Here is a 21,928-nt window from a genome sequence, read left to right as displayed (position 1 = left end):
AAGGAATAAACCGAAAGGATCGTTCCCTTGAGCATGAGCGCAACAGGGACAGTGGGCGGGCGCAAACGCGCCCGTCCCGGTAAGATCGTGGCAGCGGTGCTGCGCTTTCTTGTCGTTGTCGTCACCACCTATCTCGGCCTTCTGGCCGTCACCTTTTTCATCGGCCGGGTAATCCCGATCGACCCGGTTCTGGCCGTTCTCGGCGACCGGGCGCCGACGCATGTCGTCGAAAGGACGCGCGAGGCGATGGGGCTCAATCTGCCCCTCTACCAACAATTCTTCATCTATGTCCGCCAGGCGCTGACCGGTGACTTCGGCGTTTCGGTGCTGACGACCAATCCGGTCATGACCGACATCCGCCGCGTCTTCCCGGCGACCATGGAGCTCGCGACGCTCGGCACGCTCATCGGCGCCCTGTTCGGCGTTCCGCTCGGCGTACTTGCGGCCGTCAAGCGCGGCAGCATTGCCGACCAGATCGTGCGCGTCATCGGCCTTGTCGGCTATTCCGTGCCGATCTTCTGGCTGGCGCTCCTGTCGCTGCTGGTGTTCTACGCGCGGCTGAAGTGGGTCGCCTATCCCGGCCGTATCGATATCGTGTTCGAGTACACGTTCACGCCGATCACAGGCTTCTACCTGTTCGACGCGCTCTGGCAGCGGCAGTGGGACGTGCTCTGGGATGTGTTCCGCCACATCATTCTGCCGGCCTCGCTGCTCGGCTACTTCTCGCTCGCCTATATCAGCCGCATGACGCGCAGCTTCATGCTCAACGAGCTGCAGCAGGAATACATCGTCGCGGCGCGCGCCAAGGGCCTGTCCGAGACCCGGATCATCTGGGGCCACGCGCTCCGGAACGCGGCCGTGCCGCTCGTGACGGTGATTGCGCTCTCCTATGCCGGCCTGCTCGAGGGCTCGGTCTTGACGGAAACCGTCTTCGCCTGGCCAGGTCTCGGTCTCTACATCACCAACTCGCTGCAGAATGCCGACATGAACGCCGTGCTTGGTGGCACCATCATCATCGGTTCGGTCTTCATCGGCATCAATCTCCTGTCCGATCTTCTCTACCGGACGCTCGACCCGAGGACGCGCCAGCGATGAGTACCGTTACCGAAACCCGTGCGATGACGCGTCGCGAATGGCTGCTGTCCGATCGCCCGCAGTCGCGCACCCAGGCCCGGCTTGGCCGTGCCTATATGACGTGGCAGCGTTTTGCCGCCAACAAGCTCGCCGTTCTCGGCCTGCTCATCCTGCTGGCGTTGGTCTTCGTTGCCGCCTTCGCCGATTTCCTGGCGCCGCATTCGCCCTATATCGGGGATCTTGCCAACGCCCGTCTGCTGCCGCCGAGAACCCCCGGCTACCTGCTCGGCACCGACGATCTCGGCCGCGATATTCTCTCGCGGCTGATCCATGGTTCGCGGCTGACGCTTGCCGTCGTGCTTCTCGTTGCGATCATTGCAGCACCTGTCGGGCTCATCGTCGGCGCTGTCGCCGGCTATGCTGGCGGCTGGGTCGACGCAGTGCTGATGCGTATCACCGATATCTTCCTCGCCTTCCCGAAACTGGTTCTGGCGCTCGCCTTCGTGGCAGCGCTCGGACCGGGTATCGAGAACGCCGTCATCGCGATCGCCATCACCTCCTGGCCGCCCTATGCGCGTATCGCCCGCGCCGAGACGCTGACGGTGCGCAACTCCGACTACATCGCCGCCGTGCAGCTCATGGGCGCATCGCCGATCCGTATCGTCTTCCGCCATGTGATGCCGATGTGCATGTCGTCGTTGATCGTGCGTGTCACGCTCGACATGGCCGGCATCATTCTGACGGCCGCGGGCCTCGGCTTCCTCGGCCTCGGCGCGCAGCCGCCGCTGCCGGAATGGGGCGCCATGATCGCTTCCGGTCGCCGTTTCATCCTCGACCAGTGGTGGGTGGCAACGATGCCCGGCATCGCGATCCTGATCGTCAGCCTCGGTTTCAACCTGCTCGGCGACGGTCTGCGCGACGCGCTCGATCCGCGGGAGAGCGGCCAATGAGTGCGCTTCTGACCGTTGAAGACCTCAAGGTCTCGTTCCCGACCCGCACCGGCCTCGTCGAGGCCGTGCGCGGCGTCTCCTTCACGCTCGGCCGCGAGCGCCTCGGCATCGTCGGCGAAAGCGGCTCCGGCAAGTCGCAGACCGGCCGGGCGATCATGGGGCTGACGCCTGGTCATGCGCAGGTGACGGCAAAGCAGTTGAACTTTGACGGCATCGACCTGCTCTCCGCATCGCCGAAGGTCCGCCGGGATCTCAGGGGCAAGCGGATCGCGATGATCCTGCAGGACCCCAAGTACTCGTTGAACCCGGTGATGAGCATCGGCCGGCAGATCGTCGAGACGCTACGGCAGCACGAAAATGTCAGCCGCGGCGAGGCCCGGGAGAGGGCACTCGACATGCTGGCCGCGGTGCAGATCCGTGATCCGAAGCGCGTTTACGATCTCTACCCGCACGAGGTTTCGGGCGGCATGGGCCAGCGCGCGATGATCGCGATGATGCTGGTTGCCGGGCCGGAACTCTTGATCGCCGACGAGCCGACCTCGGCGCTCGACGTGACGGTACAGCTCGAAGTGCTTGGCATCCTCGACAAGCTCGTCGCCGATCGAGGCATGGGTCTGGTCTTCGTGTCGCACGATCTGCGGCTCGTGTCGTCCTTCTGTGACCGCGTGATCGTCATGTATGCCGGCCGGATCGTCGAGGAACTGGCGGCGTCCGAGCTTGCCAATGCCAAGCATCCCTATACCCAAGGTTTGCTGAACTGCATGCCGGCGATCGGATCCGATCGTCATCCTCTGCCGGTTCTCGACCGCAAGCCGGAGTGGGCCCAATGACCTCAGCCGTTTCCGTTTCGAACCTTTCCGTCACCTATGACGAGTTCAAGGCGCTGAACGACGTCAGCGTCGAGATTGCGCCGGGCGAATCCTTCGGGCTCGTCGGCGAGTCCGGATCGGGCAAGTCGACCTTGCTTCGGGCGATCGCCGGTCTCGCGCCCGTCACGGGCGGCACCATTCGCGTGCACGATCGTGTTCTGCAGGGGGCAAAGCGCGACAAGGCCTTCTACCGCGCCGTGCAGATGGTGTTTCAAGATCCCTATGGCTCGCTGCACCCGCGCCAGACGATCGACCGGCAATTGCTGGAGCCGCTGGCGATCCACGGCGTGGCCGACGGCGAGCGGCGCATCCTGAAGGCGCTTGACGAGGTCGGTCTCGGGTCGGGTTTCCGCTTCCGTTATCCGCACCAGCTGTCGGGCGGTCAGCGCCAGCGCGTTGCGATCGCCCGGGCGCTGATCCTCGAACCATCGATCCTGCTGCTCGACGAGCCGACTTCGGCGCTCGACGCCTCGGTCCAGGCGGAAGTCTTGAATCTCCTGGAACAGGTCCGGCGCGACCATAAGCTGACCTTCATCATGGTCAGCCACGATCTCGGTGTCGTCACCCATATGTGCGATCGGTTGGCGGTGATGCAGGGTGGACGTGTCGTCGAACGCCTGTCCTCGGCGGACCTCGTCGCCGGGCGTATCGGTGAAGATTACACGCGCAGCCTTATGGTCGCGAGCAAGGGCTTTCAGCGCAAGGACGCTGCCGTGACTGCGTGACGGTACCGATACAAGCGGGGCCATCGTCCCGCTTGTATCGCTTCGTTTCGAGCCATCCGGTCCGGCCGCTTAGGCGCTTTGCCGCCAGACCGAGGTCGAGTCGGTGATCACCTTCTGGATGCGGCGTTGCTCGCGCCATTCCCGGCCCATATCCTTGATGACCGGCTGCGCCTCGGGCGAGAAGATATAGTTGCGGCGACTGGCGACATAGGCCTCCATCGCCGGGTTGACGCCCGAATAGAACTGCTTTTCCGGATCACGCGAGAGGTCCATCAGGCCGGCGCATTGCCGCGCGAAGTCGCCGCGAAGGATCGACGGCGACGTCGTGAATTTCGGGAAAGTGCGAAACAACGGGATCTTGATCCCGAACAGATACGCGTATTCGTTGCGCCGATGGAAATGGCCCTTGCGGCGGATATTCCAGTTCTGGTCCGCCGTGTGGAACGAGACCTGGCTGATCGCCGGGTCCGCGAAGGGCGCCAGCAGTTCTTCGCCCATGTCCCTCAGCGAGATCCAGTCGTCCTCCAGGTGGAAGACGTAGTCGGCGCTGGTGGCCGACCAGAGTTTCGCGACGGCCGCACAAAAGCCCGGGCTCTCGGGCTGGAACACGGTTCCGTCGGGGAAATGGTTGCGGAATATCTCGACACAGGCGCGATGATCCTCCTCCGATCCGAAAACCGGATCGAGATTGAGATAGGCGCCGCGCAGGTCGAGCCTGGAAAAGATTTTGTCCCGGAAGCTCGCCAGCGTCTGGGCAAGCAGGTCCGGGCGCCGGGTGGCGACAAGGCATAGGTCAATCGTGGACATAGCACCTCCTTGGGTGCATTTTTTTCAACCGTCAATACCCACGCCAACCCTGACGTTCACTTAGATCGTGCCGAATTTACGGCAAAGTCACCGAATTTACGGCAAAGCGACCTAAGGCGATCAATAAAGTCGATTTTGGGCGGCTCAACGCGATCTGGTTGAGGACTGTCCACACTTCCTGGCGTCTAGGATTAGAAGACGCTCAGCTTCGGAATGGCGACGACGAAGCGGCCGCCCCAGTCACGGATCGCCTCGTTGTCGGCGACGATTTCCGTCTTCAGGTTCCAGGGCAGGATGACGAGATAATCGGGCTTTGCATCCTCGATGACCGTCGGCGCGTGCACCGGAATATGGGTACCGGGCAGAAGCTTGCCCTGCTTCAGGTCATTGCGGTCCACGGCAAAGGCGATTTCGCTGGGCGACAGTCCGCAGACATTGAGGAACGTGTTGCCTTTCGCAGCGGCGCCATAGGCGGCTACGATTTTTCCCTCCGCCTTGGCGTTCGCCAGGAAATTCTGAAAATCCTTGCAGACGGCGGCGATGCGGTCGTCGAATGCCGTGTAGGTCTCCATCCGCATCAGCCCGGCAAGCGCCTCAGTCGCTCGCAACCGCTCGAGTTCCAGCGTGGTCTCGCGCACGCCGGACCTCAGCTGCGCATAGACGCGCAGCGAACCGCCATGGGTCGGCAGTTCCTCGACGTCGAAGACCTTGAGGCCTGAGCTTTCGAAGATGCGTTCGACGGCCGCCAGCGACAGATAGGAATAGTGCTCGTGGTAGATCGTGTCGAATTGCACGCCTTCCATCAGACGCAGCAGATGGGGGAACTCGAACGTCGCAACGCCATCGGGCTTCAGCAGGATGGCGAAGCCGCCGACGAAGTCGGCGATATCGGGCACATGGGCGAGCACGTTGTTGGCCGCCGTGAGGTCGGCGCGAATGCCACGCTTGACGAGTTCGGTTGCCGTCTCCCGTCCGAAGAAGGCGACCTCGGTCGGGACCTGCCGCTCCTCGGCCAGTCGCGCGGCATTGGCGGCCGGTTCGATGCCGAGCGCCGGGATGCCCTTGGCGACGAAATACTGCAGCAGATAGCCGTCGTTCGAGGCGATCTCGACGACCTGTGAATTGTCATCGAGCGCGAAGCGTTCGGTCATGCTCTCGGCGTAGCGGCGTGCGTGTTCGAGCCAGCTTGTGGAGAAGGAAGAGAGGTAGGCGTAGCCGTCGGTGAAGATTTCATCGGCCGGCACGTTTTCCGTCGTCTGCACCAGCAGGCACTCGGAGCAGACCATCGCCTTCAGCGGAAACGATCGCTCGCGGGCGATGGCTTCCTTCGTCGGTTCGAGAAAGGAATTGGACCAGGGCGTGGAGCCCAGGTCGGCAACGACGGTCTTGAGCGGTGTCGAGCAGAAACGGCAGTTGTGGGACATCGAAGTCGTTAGCCTCTCATGAATGCGTCGATTTGGCCGAGTGTCAGATCACGGGCGTCAGCGCCGCGGCGCCAGCCGTCATACCAGTGGGCGGTCCAGGCGATCGCCTCGTCCTGCGATAGACGGGTTGCCCATGACAACGTCCGTCCGGCAAGTGCCGGATCGAGGCCGAGCGTCTTCATTTCGTGCGGCTGGTCCTCGGATGACGCGTCACGCCATCGCGTGGGCAAGCCCATTGCGGTCTGGATGGCGGCGGCAACGTCCCGAACCGGGATCTGTCGCTCGTCCGGAGCCGGGCCGAAATTCAGCGCCGCCACATCGGTCTGGCCGCCATGAAGCGCCTCGGCATAGACGAAGTATCCGTTGAGGCAGTCGAGCACGTGCTGCCAGGGACGTGTCGCCATCGGGCTGCGGATGTCCAGCGTCTCGCCCGTAAGGGCAGCGCGAACGATATCCGGAACCAGCCGGTCCGCGGAAAAATCGCCGCCGCCGAGCACGTTGCCGCCACGGGCGGTTGCCACCCTTATGCCGCGCTCACGCAGATAGGAATCCCGCCAGGTCGAAACGACCAGCTCGCAGGCGGCCTTCGAACCGGAATAAGGATCATGGCCGCCAAGCACGGCGTCTTCCGGAAAATGCCGGCCGCTTTCGTCGTTGCGGTAGACCTTGTCGGTGGTGACGACAAGGACGGTCTTGAGGGCAGGGGCTGCGCGTGTTGCCTCCAGCAGGCGCGCCGTGCCCATGACGTTGACGTCGAAGGTTTCGACCGGCGTCCGGTAGCTTTCGCGAACCAGAGGCTGGGCCGCCATGTGAAGGACGATCTGCGGGTCGCAAGTGCGGACGGCGGATGCGAGCGTGTCGCCGTCGCGGATGTCGGCGAAATGTTCGTTGGTGGCCGATTCCGATCCGAGCAGTGCGTGCAGCGAGGGGGTGGCCGCCGGTGACAGGCCGTATCCGGTCACCTCAGCGCCCATTTGTGTCAGCCACAGGCGGGCCCAGCTTCCCTTGAAGCCGGAGTGACCAGTCAGCATCACCCGTTTTCCGGCCCAGAAGAACGGGTTCGCAAGCCTGCTCATGCCCAGACTTTCCAGGGGGCCGCTCCGCTCTGCCAGAGGTCTTCGAGCTGGTTCTTGTCGCGCAACGTATCCATCGGGCGCCAGAAACCGGCGTGTTCGAAGGCCATCAACTGGCCGTCTGCGGCGAGACCTTCCAGAGGCTCCGCTTCGAACGGCGTCTGATCGCCCTCAATGCGATCGAGCACCGAACGGTTGAGGACGAAAAAGCCGCCATTGATGTGACCGTTGTCGCCTGCCGGCTTTTCGATGAAGCTTCTGACCCGCCCGTCGCTGACAGCAAGCGCGCCATAGCGGCCGGGCGGGACCACACTGGTGACCGTCGCCTGGCGGCCGTGATGGCGGTGGAAGTCGGTCAGCGCCTTGATATCGATGTCGGCGACGCCGTCGCCATAGGTGAGGCAGAACGTATCGCCGAGATGGTCGGCCACGCGTTTCAGGCGCCCGCCGGTCATGGAGTCCGTTCCGGTATCGACGAGCGTCACTCGCCAGGGCTCGGCCTTGTTCGAATGGAACAGGGTTTCACCCGTCGCCATGCAATAGGTGACGTCGGAGGAATGCAGCACGTAGTTGGCGAAGTATTCCTTGATCATGTAGCCGCGATAGCCGAGGCAGATCACGAAATCCGAGAAGCCGTAGTGGCTGTAGATCTTCATGATGTGCCAGAGAATCGGCCGCCCGCCGATTTCGATCATCGGTTTTGGCCGGAGATGGCTCTCCTCCGAGATCCGCGTGCCGTAGCCACCGGCGAGAATGACGATTTTCATGCGACCGCCCCGTATTTGCGCCGGCCACTCGGCATGGCGCATTGCAAAGTCCTAATATCCTGGCGACCTTGCGCGGAGGTGGTCTGCGCGCGCCTGCTCTCAGGCGGCGAGGCAGCCCCGCAGGACCTCGACCACGCGGCCGATCTCGTCGCATGTCATGTCGTGATAGCTCGGCAGGTTGATCGCGCGGCCGGGCAGGTCATAGGCCACGGTGTTCGCTGGCACCTCGTCAAAGGGCGGCAACGAACTCAGCGGCCAGAAAAAGACACGGGCGTCGATGTTCTCGGCCGCAAAGGCGTTCTGCAAAGCCTCCCGGGTGACGCCGGTTTCCGGCGCAAAGACGACGGTCGGCATCCAGAAGCCGTTCTTCGTTCCCTCCGGCTCTGGGTTCATGGCAATGGCGTTCACGCCTGCAAGCTGCTCGCGATAGGCGTAGAAGATTTCTCGCTTGCGATCGACCAGCTCGCCGACGCGCTCGATCTGCGCGAGGCCGACGGCGGCCTGCAGGTTCGACATCTTGTATTTGAAGCCGATCTCGTCCGGCCAGAACTGCTTTTTTTGCCCGCGGGCGCGGCCGTGATTGGAGAGCGTCAGCACCTTTTCGTAGAGCGTCTCGTCGCTGGTGACGAACATGCCGCCTTCGCCCGTCGTCACAGTCTTGGTGCCGTGGAAGGAGAAGGCGCCGAAGGCACCAAGCGATCCGGCCTTGCGGCCGCGCCACTCGGATCCGAGCGCTTCGGCCGCATCCTCGACAACAGGAATGCCGTGCCGGGCGCCGATCTCAAGCAACCGGTCCATGTCGCAGAGATTGCCGTAGATGTGAACCGCAAGGATCGCCCTGGTTCTTGGCGTGATCGCTGCCTCCGCCTTTTCCGGGTCGATGCACCAGCTGTCGGCAAGCACGTCGACGAAGACCGGTTTTGCGCCGAGGTGAACGATCGGCGCGGCAGACGCCGTCCAGTTGGTGTCCGCAAGGATCACTTCGTCGCCGGCTCCGACGCCGAGTGCCGCAAGCCCCATGTGCAGCGCGCCGGTGCAGCTCGATGTCGAGATCGCGTGCGTCGTGCCGAGATGCGCGGCGAAGGCCGCCTCGAAGCGGTTGATGTAGTCGTAGCAGCGCTCGCCCCAGCCATTGGCCGCCGCATCGGTCGCATAGGTCACTTCACGGTCGGTGATCGAAGGTTTGGTGTAGAGGATGCGGGGTTTCATGGGGAGCGCTTGGTGAGAACCGGGAGTTCGAAAGGGGCGTGGATGCCGGGCGGGATTTTGTCGAGATTTCGTCCCGCTCCGGCTTCTTGCTGTGTGCTCTTGTCAGAGCCAGACGTGGTCGAGCCCAGGCCGCTGCAGCCAGGGTTGCGCGGCAATCGCAGCGCGGGCCTTCAGCGGGTTGAGACCGATGAACAGTGCTTCGGCTTCCGCTGGCAGGTCCTCAGGCGAAAGCACCGGGATGCCGAAATGGGTGGCGCCCTTCATGTTCTCGTTGCGGTCGAGGAATGCCACGACATCGACGGCCTGGCCGATCCGGCAGTAGATCCAGCTTCCGTAGAAACCGGCGCCGTAGATCGCGACCTTGCGCTTGGCGTAGCGATCTGCCCCGCTCGCGAGCGTTTCCGACGCCCGATCCCAGAAGGCGCAGATGTCGCGGGCTTCCTTGGCCGCATCGGCGGCGGATTTCGACGTGTGGGCGGCCTCGACGGTCGCTTCCGCGCGCTTTGCAACGACGAAGAAGGCGCCAGGGAACGAGGTCGAGTCGATCACCTGCAGTTCGAACCCGACGCTTGCCAGGGCATGGGCAAGCGAGGCTTCGCTGAAATGGTTGACGTGATCGGCGACGGCCATGTCGCCCGGGTTGCCGGCGACATCGGGCATGGAAAACAGGAAGCTGCCGCCCGGCCGCAGGAGGTTGCGCACGTCGCGCATGAAGCCGACGGGATCGGCCACGTGCTCGATGACGAAGTGGCTCATGACGGCGTCGAACTTGTTCTGCCAGCCTTCGGGCGCGGCGTAGGTGGCCTGGGCCGCTTCCGGCACCCAGCCCTGCCAGGCGGCCGCATAATCGGCACTGACGTCGAAGACGTGCGGACGCAAGTCGCTGCGGTTCGCAACCATCTTGCGCAGTGTCACTGCCTTTGCTGCACCATAGTCGAGGATTGAGGCGCCCTCGGGCAGATCGAGCAACCGCAGCGCCAGTGCGGCCTGGTGATCGGTGCGATAGGTGATCGTGCCATCGGTTGCGACCGCGAAGATCTGATCATGATTTTCGCTGGTCAGCGAGATCCGGTAGCCGGTGTCGTAGAAGGCTTGGATATCGGGAATATCGTCGCTTTGGGCATGTCCACAAGCGCCGCAGACGAAGACGCGTGTCGGTACGTCGAGCAGCGTCATGATCGAGGTCAGCGCCGGCGCGGGCACGTCGTAGGTCGGTGCGCCAATGTGGCCGCCGCACACACGGCAGTTCGTCATGCCAATTCTCCCTGCGGTGCAACCAGCTCCGGCAGAACCTCGGCGAACTTTACGCCTGCGGCGAACGAGCCCTTCCAGCCGATGCGGATGCCGAGCGGCTCGGCGTAGTTGAAATAGCGGAACTGGATGCTCCACCGCGGCGTCTGCGAAACGTTGTGACCCGACTGATGCAAGGTCAGGAAGTCCATCAGGATCAGATCGCCGGGCCTGCTCAAGGGAGCAACGTGTTTGTAGCGGGCAAGTCGCTCTTCACCCTTGTGAAGATGCAACGCATAGGCGCCGGTCTTGCCAGCGCCGGCGTCGTCTTCATAGACCGGAACGAGACCTTCGGCCTGCGACCCCTCGGCAATCTGGACCGGACCCATGTCTTCGGTGACCGGCAAAAGCGGCGTCCAGAAAACGATGCCGTCGACACTGCGCAGTTGCGAGGGGAATTCTTGATGCCATTGCGCGCGGAACTTTTCTTCGCCGGGATTGTCGATGCGCATGCCGTAGCCGCCAGCTGCGATGCCCGGGATGCTGCCGGGCCGAAGTGCCTTAAAGACCTCGTCGTTGGCAGCCGAGCTGACGAGCCGCATGAAGGCAGGAATCTGCTTTATCGCATCATAGACTTCACCGCCCCAGGAGCGATTGACCGCAATCAGCTTGCGATAGGCGATCGTCATCGCCTCGTGCGCCGTGTCGGTCGGGGCGTCGACGCCGTACTTGTTGCAGATCAGTTCGAGGGTCTGGCGGATGCCTTCGTGGATCGGGGCAATCTCTGACTGAATGTCGTAGAAGCCGGGTACGACGTGATAACCCTTGGTCTCGAATTCCTGGCGCGCGCTTTCGGAAATGATGGTGCCGTTCTTCATGATACGCTTGCTTCCTCCTTCAGGAATTCCCGCCACGAAATGGTTTTTGGTAACAAATGCTTGCGCGCATCGGGCCCAGTGCGCGCAATGAGGTCCAGGACGGAAACATAAGGCGTGAAGGTTTCGCGGGGCTGGGGCCACGGCGTGCAGCTGTAATTCATGTATTCGACGTAAACACCGGCAGCCTCGAAGGCCTGATGATCGAGATAGTTGGCAGCGCCGTGTCCGGTCAGATAGCGCGTTCCGTTCGCCTCAAGCACCAGGTCGAGCACGCGCTGCCAGGACGTTCCATTCGAAGCCATGTCGCAGGAGCGCCGGATGATGCGTTCGAAGCCGATGCCGAGATAGCGGGCCGGGACCTCGGTGCTCGCAATCAGAAGATCACATAGGCCGTCGTTGGCGTAGACCTCGTCTAAGATTGCCAGCGCGTCATCGATGTAGGGCGCGCCATCAAGCGACTGGCGCAGCAACGAGCGATGGCTGGCGCGCCAGTTGTCGGCGGTCGCCGAAAGATCCTGGATCTTCTGGAAGCTTCCTTTTCCCGCAAGCGGTATCGTCATCCAGCAACGATCGTTGCCTTTCAGGAGTTGGATGCGATTGGTGAAGCTGCCTTTCGAGAATTGGGCATCGTCGAGGTAGATGTAGCCGTCGGCAAGCGCCAGTTGTTCGAAAAAGCCCGGCCAGGGAAAAAGCATCGGCTGGGAGATGACGACGGCGGTCATACGTGGGGCTCGTCCGGCGCGAAGATGGTGTCGAGGTCTCCATCCGTGTCGTGGCAAGGACCCTCGAACAGCGCGCTTGGGATATCTCCGGTTCCTAGTTGCGCACGCACTTCAGATAGCCTCCGGGGGAGCTCGAAAGCACAAGCTTGCCGTTGAGAACCGGGTCCGTTTCGAAGCGATCCGTTTCCTTGAGGTAGGCGTTGAGCGCGGCGTAGGGCTCATCGCCCGGATGCCAGATTTTCGAGCGCTTCGTAGGTGTCTGAGACGCGTCGCCATAGCCAAGCAGCGTGTCGGCGACCACGAGATATTGCCCTTCGGTCACCAGAGGTCCGTAGTTCCGCAATTCGTCCAGCACGTGATCACGGCTGTGGTCGCTGTCGAGTACCACCATGACCGAAGCACCCTCTGGGATTTCGGCCGCGACCCTCGCCAGCGTTTCGGCCGTCGTCGACGGCCCCTCGATCAGCGTGATGCGCGAGGACATCGGGTGGTTTTCGATCGAGTCACGATTGTGGGCGCGGATATCGATATCGACGCCGATGACTTTGCCTTTGCCGATCAGTTGCAGCATTGCGGCCATGAAGATCATCGAGCCGCCGCGGGCAACGCCCGTCTCGATGATGATGTCCGGCTTCGTGTTCCAGATGACTTCCTGGGTCGCCATGACGTCAGCCGGCATCTGTATGATCGGCACGCCCATGAAGGACCAGAGATAGGAGTAGTCGTACTTGTCGAGCGCTACCACAGTGTCGTGTGCCTGCTGGAAAGCGCCCTGATCCTTGCCGAGCGCAAGGGCCATTTCGGTCTTGTGGGCTTCGAATGCGAGACGATCGTCTTCCACTGCCATTGCTGTCTGATGCCCTTCTTCGGATACAACCTATGGATACGCTCTCGACCGCGAATCGCGATCCCTGGCGCTTTCGCCGATTCGCAACGCTTTCCTGTGAACGCTTTCATGTCGGCAATTGCAAATACGGTCAAGGCCGGTTTCTTAAGGGCGAAAAGACGGGTAGTCCTTGGTCTCTGGCGGAAGGAACCATGTCGCGATTCGATCGAATTTCTACACCCATAGCGGGTCTCATCGTCGTCGAGCGGCAACGCAGGGGCGATGATCGCGGTTTCTTCTCGCGCTTCTTCTGTCGCGAGGCGCTGGCCGATTTCGGCGGCGATGGAAAGATCGCGCAGATCAACCATACCCTGACGCAGGCAGCAGGCACGATCCGCGGCCTGCACTTCCAGCAGGCGCCGCACGACGAGGCGAAATTCGTCTCCTGCCTTTCCGGCGCTGTCTTCGATGTGGCGGTCGACCTGCGGCCGGATTCTGCGACCTATCTGCAATGGCACGGGGAGGTGCTGAGTGCGGACAATGGTCGCTCGATGATGATCCCTGGCGGTTTTGCCCACGGGTTCCAGACGCTGACCGAGGATTGCGAGCTGATTTATCTGCACGACAAGCCCTATGCGCCCGAGGCCGAAGGCGGGCTTAACCCGCTCGATCCGGGGCTCGCGATCGCCTGGCCGTTGCCGGTCTCGCAAATGTCGCCGCGCGACCAGGCGCTCCCTTTGCTGCCGAACAGGATCGTCGCCGCCCGTCGTTGACTTCGTGAGGGATGGGAGGACAATAACCTCTCCGCGCCACCACGAGAGAGAAGGGGTGTCGACGATGACGATCGCCAGAAAACTTCAGGACTATATCGACGGTTCGGGTGTCGCCTATGACACCGTCGACCATCACCGCACCGCGACCACCAGCCAGACGGCACGGGCGGCGCATGTGCCGGGCAGCCGGCTTGCCAAATCCGTGGTCGTTCACCACGAAATGGGCTACGTGCTCGCCGTCGTGCCGAGCACGCACCGGGTCGAACTCTCGACCCTGCAGGACGTAATGGACCGCCGCCTCGGCCTCGCTTCGGAAGAGGAGGTCTGCAATCTCTTTGCCGATTGCGACATCGGCGCCGTGCCGCCGGTTGGTTCGGCCTATGACGTGCCGGTGCTGCTAGACGAAAGCCTCGGCGATGTCAGCGACGTCTATTTCGAAGGCGGCGATCACCGGACGCTGGTGCACATGAGCGGCGCGAATTTCCGCAACCTGATGCGGGGCGCGCAGATCGCCCGCTTCAGCCATCCGGCGTGACTGGCCGTTCAGAACGATCTTGTTTGCGCTGGCGTGACGCCTGCCGCCTGTTCCTTGGCGCCATCCGCTTGAAGCGGGAAGGAGCGGCCAACCGCTGGTCGATATTTGCTGTGCTTGAATCTGCCAGTCGGGCTTGTCAAAGCGCATGCTAGGCGGCACCATCGCGCTCGACGGATACCTTTATCTAACTGGGTTGGGGGATCGATGGTGCGCATACGCTCTGCGAATATGTCCAAGTCTCTGGCAGTGCTGCTGGTTGCGACCAGCGTTCAGTCCTTCGGTACCTCGGCACGTGCCGAAGGCGTCCTGTTCGATCAATTTCCGTTTGCCGTTGCCTGCGAATACAAGGGCACCCAGCACGCCTTCTATTTGTCCAAGGTGACGGCGGATGGAACCGCAACCTATCAGGCTTCTGACAACTTCGCCGGTACGATCACTCTGGACGGCGCGGCCAAGGCGGTTGGCTCTGATGCCGGCGGGAGTTGCCTTGGAAAGACGCTCGCGGAGCTCAGGGCGTCAGGTCAGGCACGCGATATCAAGTAGTTCGCCGCATATTGCCGGTAAACGCAGCTGACGCTTGCGCCGCGGCCGGCGCCGCGCAGTTGCAACGGCGAGGCGGGCGAAGGCACGTCCGCGGTGGGCTGGCGATGTCTGCCGCCTTTTCGTTTGCGACGAACGCCGAGAAGATCCAATCTATTGTCCGGTCGTCGCGAAAGAATCGATGCTTGAGAATTTTCTGTTGTAGCAGTTCAAAAATCTGATTTACTGCAGCCTCGCTAATTGGCTTTCGGGGGATATTGCCGATGGTGTGGACCCGCAGGGAGACTATGCTTGGTGGTTTGGCGCTGCTTGGCGCCAATGCGCTTCAGAGCCCGGCACTGGCAAAGGCGACAGCCTATTTTTCCGGCCCGGCCGTGGACAACGGCGTGACATACCGGAGCACCAATTTCGCCAACATTGACAGGAAATGGCAGCGCCAGGTCGTCAAGTATTTCAGCAGCGAGCCGATCGGCACCGTCGTCGTCGATACCAGGCACCACTTTCTCTACTTGATCATGGAGAACAAGACGGCCATCCGCTACGGCGTCGGCGTCGGGAAAGAGGGTTTCAAATGGTACGGCCGGGCGACGATCGACAGGAAATCGCTGTGGCCGCGTTGGACGCCGCCACCGGAGATGCGTGAGCGCCACCCCGAACTGCCTGAGTTCGTCGAGGGCGGTTCGCCGAAAAATCCGCTCGGCCCCCGCGCCATGTACCTGCTGCGCGACGGCGTCGATACCGGTTACCGCTTCCATGGCACGCTGGAGCCGGGCAGCATCGGCAAGGATGCCTCCAGCGGCTGCATCCGCATGTTCAACGAGGATGCGATCGACCTTTACCAGCGTTGCCCCATCGGCACGGCGGTGCAGGTGCTGCCGCATATCGCCGAAAAGGCCCCCGAGGTCAGCCAAGCAACCCCGGTCGCAACTCCGGTCGAATGAGGAATATCACCCGATGCCCGCTATGACCGGATTGACGAGGCTGCTTTCCGCGGCCGCCATTCTCTTGACGTTTGCTTCCTGCAACACCACCGAGATGGCCGCAGTCGAAGAGCCCGCAGCCGTGCCGATGACCGGAAAAACCGACGACCCGGCACCCGGCTTCGAAACCGTATCGGTCGGTACCGAAGAGGACTTTATCCTCAATGTCGGCCGCCGGACCTACTTCACCCAGGATTCCTCCGCACTCGACAGCGTCGCCAAGGCGACACTCGACAAGCAGGCGATCTGGCTTAACAGCAACCCGCGCTGGCTGGTCAAGCTACAGGGCTTCTCCGACGACAGCGGCTCTGTTTCCAAGATGGAAACGCTGTCTCAGAAACGCGCCGATGCGGTAATGGCCTATCTGGTGTCCAAGGGTGTGGACCCCAATCGCTTGTGGGCCAAAGGCTACGGCAACGACCGCGAGGTGCGCGACTGCACCGAGCGCTCCTGCAAGGTCCAGAACCGCCGCGTCGTCTCCAATCTCAGGACGGAACGCGACGCGACTTGAGCGGGCGGCGGCTTCCAACGACCGTGGGCGGTCGCTTCCGCCAACGCGGAATGGACTACATGTGTTGGCCATCAGCGCGTCGTTCAGCACAGAAGACCAGGGCGCATAGCCACCAACGGGCGGGCGTGGCTATGCGCAGCCCGGTACTTTTCTCGTTGGCCCATCGGTCGACGAATATGTTGCCCTGTGTTTCGCGGAACGACAGAGCACGGCGGCCGCCGCATCAATCGGTTGAAGCGCAAGTGCCATAGTCTTCTCAAAGCAGGGGGTGATCTGATACTTCCGTCTGCCTGCCTCTGCGTCATGCGTCCTTTCATGGCATCCACACGGATGGAAAGTGTGGCAGTTCGAAAACCTACAGTGCTTTCAGCGTCTCACCAGACGTGCGACGCGGTAGCTGCGCCATGTCGGGGCATTCCTCGGGGCGGTAAAATATCTACGGAGCGCAAGACATGAAACTCGCCGTCCTTGTATCTTCTGGTGGGGCAGCGTTTGAACAGGTGGCTCGCATTGTTCGACACGACGGCGTCGATTTCACGGTGATCACTGATAGAGGGTGTGGGGCGGAGGTGGTTGCCGGCCGCGTCAACGCGAAGCACATCCGCATCGAAGAGCGAGACAGGAAGCTGTTTTCCAGCAAGGTGGCCGCAGCCCTTCAAGACCTGCGCGTCAACAATATACTGCTGTTCTTTGACCGTCTGGTTTCGAGCGAACTGTTTGATAGCGTCGATACGTTCAACATCCATCCGGCAGCCTTGCCGGCGTTCAAGGGGTTGAGAGGCGTGGAGGACGCCTATGAAGCGAAGGCTCGCCTGCTCGGCTGTTCGCTTCATCGCGTCGACCAGAGCGTGGACGGTGGGGAACTGGTGTCGCAGATCGCTTGCGGTGCCGATCCTCAGTGGCCGCTTTCGCGCTGGCAGAAGCGGGCATATCTCATGAAGGTCTATTGCGGATTGGTCTGGGTTAACCAAGCGATCCATATCAAAGCGCCCGACACGCCGGTGAACGCGTCACACGGCCTTCCCGAGGGGTGGATGGCTTCCTTCAGGGAATTGCAGGCACTCGAGGCCGAAACGGTAGTCTAGGAAAATCGGAAGGGCGCGGACATGTACGGATTGCCTGCCATCAACCAGCGCTTCTCGCATCTTGAAGACGGCACGTTATCAATCAACAATTTCAAGACGTAAAATGGCGCACCCGACAGGATTCGAACCTGTGACCTTTGGAATCGGAATCCAACACTCTATCCAGCTGAGCTACGGGTGCATCCGTTGGCGGCAGGGCCGCCGAAGCAGGCTGTGAGCGGTTCTTAGCCTAGCTTGCGCGTCGCTTCAATGGTCATTGCAAGAGATTGTGGTAGAAACCGCCATCCTGTGCTTGCGTTGTGGTCGCGGCGCATCGCTTCGGGCAATGGCGCGGGGCGATGGTCAACCCATCTGACGGGATCACCCACCCGATGTAGCTAGAATTGGTCAGGCGAACGTCCTTGCGACGAAAGGCGGCGCGTTATAAATTCTGCATTAAAGATAATTCTAAATTAAAGTGCTAGTGCTCAAGTAGGCAAGCGTTCCAGTAACCAAGTGCTCCAGTACCCAGTGCTCGCGTAATTTTTTCAGGCGAGGGGGCAAGTTTTGGTCAACCGATATCTCACGACCGGCGAACCGGCGTTGGAGAGGCTGCGCTCCGATCCCGCATTGATGTTTCTTGTTGCTCTCGCGGCCGTGCTTTTCGTGCTGAACACCTGGAACGGTATCGGCATCCTTCCGGATTCGACGCGTTACATGCAGATCGTCAGCACGCCCTATGACGCGCCGCTTTACGCGTGGATGCTGGGTGCCGGGGGATCCCTTGGGTTCGCGCTTGAGCATGTCGCGCTCGGCATCGCCTTTCTGCTTTATCTTCTCAATACCTGGCTCGTCTTTTCGCTGTTCAGGACGGCACTGCCGGATCAACCGTTCTTCGTGACCGTCGGAACGCTTTTGATCATCGTCAATCCGACATTCCTCTGGACGAGCACGATAGCGATGTCGGAGGCGCTGTTCCTTGCGCTGACATTTCTCGCCATCCGTTTCTTCATTCGCTATATGCGCGGTGAAGGGCGGGGGCCCTTGCTTGCCTCGTCTGTCTGCGTCGGGCTTGCCATGCTCGCTCGCTTCGTGGCGCCTCCGGTCGGGGCGGCCTTTGCCACAATCGCGCTCTTCTACAATTCGGCGCGATCCCTTCGCCAAAGGCTCCTCGACGTCGTTCTCCTGTTCGCTGGTAGCGCCGGTATCTTTCTCGCCTGGGTGATCGTCAGCAAGCTGCTTGTCGGCCGGTCGGTTGGCCGCGCGCTCTGGTTCTATGGCAATGCCGATGCCGATCGCTGGCTAGGCGGGCTGTCGCTTCTGGCGAGCTTTCTCCTGCCGAGCCAGGTGCCGCAGGTGATCCGCATCCCGGTGCTGCTTCTCGCGCTTGTCGCGGCGACGGTTGTTCTGGTGCAGACGCTGAAGCGAAACTGGCCCGAACGCCAGCCGGACGACCACGATCTGATGACCCTCATCTTCGGCCTGTTTGGATATTTCTATCTGCTGTTCGTCGTGCTCGCCGTGCATGTGGAGGCGAACCTGCAGCTTAATTCGCGCTACTCGCTTCCCTTCTATGTCGCCATCATCTTCGTTCTGGTAATTGCGGCGGCGGACTATTGCGGTCGCGTCGATGCAGCACCTGTCGTCCGGCGTTCGCTTGCGCTGATCCTGCTCTGCCTTCTCGCCATCCACGGACTGCGCAGCACCGCCCAGACGGCGGAGGCCTTCCGTGACGGGGTGGGGTTTCAGAGCACGGCCTGGAAGTCGTCGCCGATCGTGCGCGCCGTCAGGGCGTTGCCGGCAGATGCGGTCATCTTCACCAATGCGTGCGACCCGCTCAATTTCCTGACGCGCCGCTCGACGGACTGGATCCCCTCCCACAGCGAAAGGCGAACCGGCCTTGAGAGTGACGCGGGGTCGCTCGACGTACAGCTAGAGCGGTTTCGCGAGGATATGGCGCAGAAGAATGCCTATGTCGTCTTCGTCGATGCGATCGACTGGCGGTTCTACCTGGTAACGGAGAAAGAGCTCGTCAAACTCGCCAAGCTGAAGCTCGTGCGCTCCGAGCGGGACGGTCGCATCTACCAGACGGCAAGTACCGGCGCGCCGTAGGCGTCCCGACTCAGGCGCGTGGTCTCTAGACAAGGAGAGGGACATGCCAGCAAACCCGGAAGAGACGACGCCTATCGAGGCGTTGGGGCCCCAACCGCGGGGGAGGGCAAGCGACTACCTGTCGCTGGCCCGGTTCGACCATGTCACCAAGCACGTTTTCATCCTGCCTGGGCTGATCCTTGCCTGTGCCCTCAGCGAGCCCGATCCGGCGGCTCTTTTCGTCAACATTCCCGTGGGGCTTCTGAGCGCCGTCTCGATCGCATCTGCCAATTACGTCATCAACGAGTGGCTCGACCGGGAACGCGACGCGGCCCATCCGACCAAATCACAACGTCGCGCCGTCGTCGTCGAGATGCAGCCGCGCATCGTCTACGGCGAATATCTGCTGCTTGCCGTCATCGGACTGCTGCTTGCGTCGGTCGTCGGCAAGCTGTTCTTCGCCACGTCGCTGCTCTTCCTGCTGTCCGGCATCCTCTACAACGTCGAGCCCATCCGGGCGAAGGACAAGCCCTATCTCGATGTGCTGACGGAATGCCTCAACAATCCGATCCGCTTCCTGCTCGGCTGGGCCATCGTCGATCAGGTGACCTTGCCGCCGGTCAGCGTGCTTGCGGCCTACTGGATGGCCGGCGCCTTCCTGATGGCGGCCAAGCGGCTCGGGGAGTATCGCGACATCGCCGCGAATGCGGGGGTCGCCGTCCTGAAGAAATATAGGCGGTCGTTCGAATACTACACCGAGGAGAGCCTCACCGTTTCCTGCTTCGTCTACGCGATGATGACGGCGTTTCTGCTTGGCGTTTTCCTGGTGAAATACCGGGTGGAATACATCCTCGTCTTTCCGTTCATTAGCGGCCTCTTCGCCGTCTATCTCTGGCTTGCCACGCGCCCCGGATCGGTGGTGCAACGGCCGGAAAGGCTGTTTCACTCCCGGCGGCTGGACGTCATGCTGACTTTGACCATCGCCGTCTTCCTGTTCGCGAGCTTCGTCAACGTGCCGATGCTGGACTTCCTGGCCGCTTCTTTCCTCGTGCCGATATCGTCGCTGCAATGACCGGTTCGACGCTGCCGAACGGAGCCTTGCCAAACGGACCGGTGGATTGGGATCGGGTGCGCCTCGTGGTGTTCGATCTCGACGGCACGCTCTACGACCAGCGGCGGCTGCGGGCGCGGATGCTGCTGCGGCTTGTTGCGGACGCGGCGCGCAGGTGCAGCCTTGGCACCATCCGCATCCTGCGCGCCTTTCGCGACTGCCGCGAGGAACTGGGCGATGCGTTGGCGACCGATGTGGCAGCCCGGCAATACGAACTGACTGCGGAGCGGTGCGGGCAGTCGCCGGAGAGCGTCCGGAAGACGGTCGAGGAATGGATCGAACGGCGTCCGCTCGATCTCCTTCCGGCTTGCCGGTGCCACGGCGTCGAGCGGGTGTTTGCCGGCCTTGCGGTTCAGGGAAAGACGATTGCGGTTTTGTCCGACTATCCGGCGTCGGAGAAACTGAAGGCGCTTGGCCTTGGCGCCAGTATCGTCGTCTCCGCCATGGATCCCGAAGTCGGCGCTTTGAAGCCGCATCCGGCCGGTCTTGCCCATGTGCTCAATCGTGCGCAGGTGCCGGCGGAGCAGGCGATCATGATTGGCGACCGGGTGGAGCGCGACTGGGCGGTGGCGCAGAGCCACGGCATGCGCGCCCTGATTCGCAGCGCAAGCCCAATTGCCGGCGTCGATACGTTCCGCGGCTATGACGACGAGATCTTTTGGCCAGTGACGGAGCCGCAGCCGATGGGCGCGCCGGCTCCGGCGCCCCGCTCGCTTACGATATCATCTTGAGCAGCCAGAGCGCGCCCTGCTTGAGCGGCGCGCGGTGCGGGCTCTTTGCGGTGACGGCTGACGCGAGCTTCGCGCTTTGGCGATACCAGTCGTAGCTCTCCTGCAGCATGGCTTCGTTGGAGTATTTCGGCCGCCAGCCCATGGCAAGCAGGGACTCGACGTCGAAGTAGCATTCCTTGTGGTAGGTGAGGTAGTGCCAGGGCACCAGCGGCGAGACCCTCAGCCAATGCAGCGCCCGCAGCGTGTTGATGGTGGCGGCGGTCGGAAGGCTCCGGACTTTCGATGTGCTGCCGGCATAGCGGATCAGGGCCTCTAGGTCATGGCGCAGCGTGCCGAAGCTGTCGGTGCCGACATTGTAGGTGCCGCTCCGACCGGCCTTGAGCGCCAGCATGTAGAAATCCATGAGATCATGGGCGTGGACGAACTGGAACTTGATGTTGCCGGATCCGATGACATAGACGGCGCGGTTTTCGCTGATCCATTCAAAGAGGATCTGGAAGATGCCGAGCCGGCCGCCGCCAAGGGTGGCGCGGGGCCGGATGGTGATCAGGGTCATATCGGCGGCCGTGCAGATGGCCTCGGCCACTTCTTCGCCGGCGCGCTTCGATTTTCCATAGGGCTCCACCGGGCGAAGCGGGGTTGTCGCCGTGATCGGGCCGGAAGGCGGGATGCCGTAGGCGGCGGTCGAACTGACATGGATCAGCGACCGGACGCCCGCTCTTGCGGCTTCCTCGCAGACGATACGGGTCCCCTCGACGTTGACGTTCCAGTAGTCGCGCCCCGCATCCGTCTGCGCCACCAGCGCCGCATTGTGGTGGACGACGTCGACGTCGCGCATGGCGGCGCGCACGCCGTCGCGGTCGAGCACGGAGCAATTGACGAACTCGATGTCCGCCGGGCGGGAACGATCCTCCCAGAGGTCGAGCACCCGCACCTCGTCGCCGTGTTCGCGCAACCGTCGAGCTGCGAGGTTGCCGATGAAGCCTGATCCGCCGGTGATGAGATGTCGCATATGTCCCTCCAGCCCCTGTCTGCGGA

23 protein-coding genes and 1 tRNA gene are annotated in these 21,928 nt (G+C 62.3%); 13 read left to right on the top strand and 11 right to left on the bottom strand.

Annotated features, from left to right (window positions below):
• The first annotated feature begins 33 nt into the window (after nucleotides 1-33).
• Genes BLU15_RS22280 through BLU15_RS22265 form a run of 4 tightly spaced genes read left to right on the top strand, consistent with a single transcriptional unit; the run spans nucleotide 34 to nucleotide 3,618 of the window.
• A complete protein-coding gene (locus BLU15_RS22280; RefSeq protein ID WP_034793987.1) occupies nucleotides 34-1,095 on the top strand; it encodes an ABC transporter permease in 1,062 nt (353 codons plus the stop codon).
• Nucleotides 1,092-2,024: an ABC transporter permease gene (locus BLU15_RS22275; RefSeq protein WP_090298164.1), complete on the top strand. Its 933-nt coding sequence runs from the start codon at nucleotides 1,092-1,094 to the stop codon at nucleotides 2,022-2,024. Before BLU15_RS22280 ends, BLU15_RS22275 begins: the two co-directional genes overlap by 4 nt.
• Complete coding sequence (locus BLU15_RS22270; protein WP_034793982.1) at nucleotides 2,021-2,854, top strand: ABC transporter ATP-binding protein; 834 nt, start codon at nucleotides 2,021-2,023, stop codon at nucleotides 2,852-2,854. Before BLU15_RS22275 ends, BLU15_RS22270 begins: the two co-directional genes overlap by 4 nt.
• Entirely contained in the window at nucleotides 2,851-3,618 is a 768-nt protein-coding gene (locus BLU15_RS22265) for an ABC transporter ATP-binding protein (protein WP_034793978.1), read from the top strand. The genes BLU15_RS22270 and BLU15_RS22265 overlap by 4 nt, the downstream gene beginning before the upstream one ends.
• A gap of 69 nt (nucleotides 3,619-3,687) precedes the next feature.
• On the opposite strand, the gene BLU15_RS22260 is transcribed toward BLU15_RS22265, so the two are convergent.
• The 9 genes from BLU15_RS22260 to BLU15_RS22220 form a co-directional block, all read right to left on the bottom strand.
• A complete protein-coding gene (locus tag BLU15_RS22260; protein ID WP_226020614.1) occupies nucleotides 3,688-4,425 on the bottom strand; it encodes a hypothetical protein in 738 nt (245 codons plus the stop codon).
• 191 nt (nucleotides 4,426-4,616) lie between these two features.
• Nucleotides 4,617-5,849: a class I SAM-dependent methyltransferase gene (locus tag BLU15_RS22255; protein ID WP_090298161.1), complete on the bottom strand. Its 1,233-nt coding sequence runs from the start codon at nucleotides 5,847-5,849 to the stop codon at nucleotides 4,617-4,619.
• 8 nt (nucleotides 5,850-5,857) lie between these two features.
• On the bottom strand, nucleotides 5,858-6,925 hold the full coding sequence (rfbG, locus tag BLU15_RS22250; RefSeq protein WP_090298158.1) for a CDP-glucose 4,6-dehydratase: 1,068 nt from the start codon (nucleotides 6,923-6,925) through the stop codon (nucleotides 5,858-5,860).
• On the bottom strand, nucleotides 6,922-7,689 hold the full coding sequence (gene rfbF, locus BLU15_RS22245; RefSeq protein WP_034793969.1) for a glucose-1-phosphate cytidylyltransferase: 768 nt from the start codon (nucleotides 7,687-7,689) through the stop codon (nucleotides 6,922-6,924). The genes rfbG and rfbF overlap by 4 nt, the downstream gene beginning before the upstream one ends.
• A gap of 99 nt (nucleotides 7,690-7,788) precedes the next feature.
• Nucleotides 7,789-8,898, bottom strand: coding sequence for a DegT/DnrJ/EryC1/StrS family aminotransferase (locus BLU15_RS22240; protein WP_090298154.1), 1,110 nt, complete (start codon nucleotides 8,896-8,898; stop codon nucleotides 7,789-7,791).
• Between the two features lie 102 nt (nucleotides 8,899-9,000).
• Nucleotides 9,001-10,152 (bottom strand): class I SAM-dependent methyltransferase, encoded by a 1,152-nt coding sequence (locus BLU15_RS22235; protein WP_090298151.1) that lies wholly within the window; start codon nucleotides 10,150-10,152, stop codon nucleotides 9,001-9,003.
• Complete coding sequence (locus BLU15_RS22230; RefSeq protein ID WP_089045611.1) at nucleotides 10,149-11,006, bottom strand: phytanoyl-CoA dioxygenase family protein; 858 nt, start codon at nucleotides 11,004-11,006, stop codon at nucleotides 10,149-10,151. Before BLU15_RS22230 ends, BLU15_RS22235 begins: the two co-directional genes overlap by 4 nt.
• Nucleotides 11,003-11,728, bottom strand: coding sequence for a WbqC family protein (locus tag BLU15_RS22225; protein WP_090298147.1), 726 nt, complete (start codon nucleotides 11,726-11,728; stop codon nucleotides 11,003-11,005). Before BLU15_RS22225 ends, BLU15_RS22230 begins: the two co-directional genes overlap by 4 nt.
• Before the next feature lie 94 nt (nucleotides 11,729-11,822).
• Nucleotides 11,823-12,575 carry a cephalosporin hydroxylase family protein gene (locus BLU15_RS22220; protein ID WP_060518869.1) on the bottom strand — a complete coding sequence of 251 codons (753 nt, stop codon included), beginning with the start codon at nucleotides 12,573-12,575 and terminating at the stop codon, nucleotides 11,823-11,825.
• 191 nt (nucleotides 12,576-12,766) lie between these two features.
• Between BLU15_RS22220 and BLU15_RS22215 the strand changes: the two genes are divergently transcribed.
• The 6 genes from BLU15_RS22215 to BLU15_RS22190 all read left to right on the top strand — a co-directional run bounded on the left by BLU15_RS22215 (nucleotide 12,767) and on the right by BLU15_RS22190 (nucleotide 16,978).
• Complete coding sequence (locus BLU15_RS22215; RefSeq protein WP_034794218.1) at nucleotides 12,767-13,327, top strand: dTDP-4-dehydrorhamnose 3,5-epimerase family protein; 561 nt, start codon at nucleotides 12,767-12,769, stop codon at nucleotides 13,325-13,327.
• 64 nt (nucleotides 13,328-13,391) lie between these two features.
• On the top strand, nucleotides 13,392-13,862 hold the full coding sequence (locus BLU15_RS22210; RefSeq protein ID WP_034794215.1) for an aminoacyl-tRNA deacylase: 471 nt from the start codon (nucleotides 13,392-13,394) through the stop codon (nucleotides 13,860-13,862).
• A gap of 228 nt (nucleotides 13,863-14,090) precedes the next feature.
• Nucleotides 14,091-14,405 (top strand): hypothetical protein, encoded by a 315-nt coding sequence (locus BLU15_RS22205; protein WP_051659302.1) that lies wholly within the window; start codon nucleotides 14,091-14,093, stop codon nucleotides 14,403-14,405.
• Nucleotides 14,406-14,665: 260 nt separating this feature from the next.
• Nucleotides 14,666-15,343, top strand: a complete 678-nt coding sequence (locus tag BLU15_RS22200; RefSeq protein ID WP_034793947.1) for a L,D-transpeptidase — start codon at nucleotides 14,666-14,668, stop codon at nucleotides 15,341-15,343.
• Between the two features lie 13 nt (nucleotides 15,344-15,356).
• Nucleotides 15,357-15,893, top strand: a complete 537-nt coding sequence (locus tag BLU15_RS22195; protein WP_090298144.1) for an OmpA family protein — start codon at nucleotides 15,357-15,359, stop codon at nucleotides 15,891-15,893.
• 452 nt (nucleotides 15,894-16,345) lie between these two features.
• Nucleotides 16,346-16,978 carry a formyltransferase family protein gene (locus BLU15_RS22190; RefSeq protein ID WP_090298141.1) on the top strand — a complete coding sequence of 211 codons (633 nt, stop codon included), beginning with the start codon at nucleotides 16,346-16,348 and terminating at the stop codon, nucleotides 16,976-16,978.
• A 104-nt stretch (nucleotides 16,979-17,082) separates the two neighbouring features.
• Here the strand turns inward: BLU15_RS22190 and BLU15_RS22185 are convergent.
• A tRNA-Arg gene (locus BLU15_RS22185) sits at nucleotides 17,083-17,159 on the bottom strand.
• A gap of 431 nt (nucleotides 17,160-17,590) precedes the next feature.
• Here BLU15_RS22185 and BLU15_RS22180 point away from each other — a divergent pair.
• The 3 genes from BLU15_RS22180 to BLU15_RS22170 are packed head-to-tail and all read left to right on the top strand — an operon-like array spanning nucleotide 17,591 to nucleotide 20,890.
• On the top strand, nucleotides 17,591-19,069 hold the full coding sequence (locus BLU15_RS22180; RefSeq protein ID WP_143034244.1) for an ArnT family glycosyltransferase: 1,479 nt from the start codon (nucleotides 17,591-17,593) through the stop codon (nucleotides 19,067-19,069).
• Nucleotides 19,070-19,112: 43 nt separating this feature from the next.
• Nucleotides 19,113-20,120, top strand: a complete 1,008-nt coding sequence (locus tag BLU15_RS22175) for a UbiA family prenyltransferase (protein WP_090298134.1) — start codon at nucleotides 19,113-19,115, stop codon at nucleotides 20,118-20,120.
• Nucleotides 20,117-20,890 carry an HAD family hydrolase gene (locus BLU15_RS22170; RefSeq protein ID WP_090298132.1) on the top strand — a complete coding sequence of 258 codons (774 nt, stop codon included), beginning with the start codon at nucleotides 20,117-20,119 and terminating at the stop codon, nucleotides 20,888-20,890. Before BLU15_RS22175 ends, BLU15_RS22170 begins: the two co-directional genes overlap by 4 nt.
• Here BLU15_RS22170 and BLU15_RS22165 read toward each other — a convergent pair.
• On the bottom strand, nucleotides 20,874-21,902 hold the full coding sequence (locus BLU15_RS22165) for an NAD-dependent epimerase/dehydratase family protein (RefSeq protein ID WP_090298129.1): 1,029 nt from the start codon (nucleotides 21,900-21,902) through the stop codon (nucleotides 20,874-20,876). The genes BLU15_RS22170 and BLU15_RS22165 overlap by 17 nt on opposite strands.
• Nucleotides 21,903-21,928 lie beyond the last annotated feature (26 nt).

The sequence above is a fragment of the Ensifer sp. YR511 genome (assembly GCF_900103045.1).
Taxonomy (GTDB): Bacteria; Pseudomonadota; Alphaproteobacteria; order Rhizobiales; family Rhizobiaceae; genus Ensifer; species Ensifer adhaerens.
This window is presented reverse-complemented; position numbering and strand designations above follow the sequence as displayed.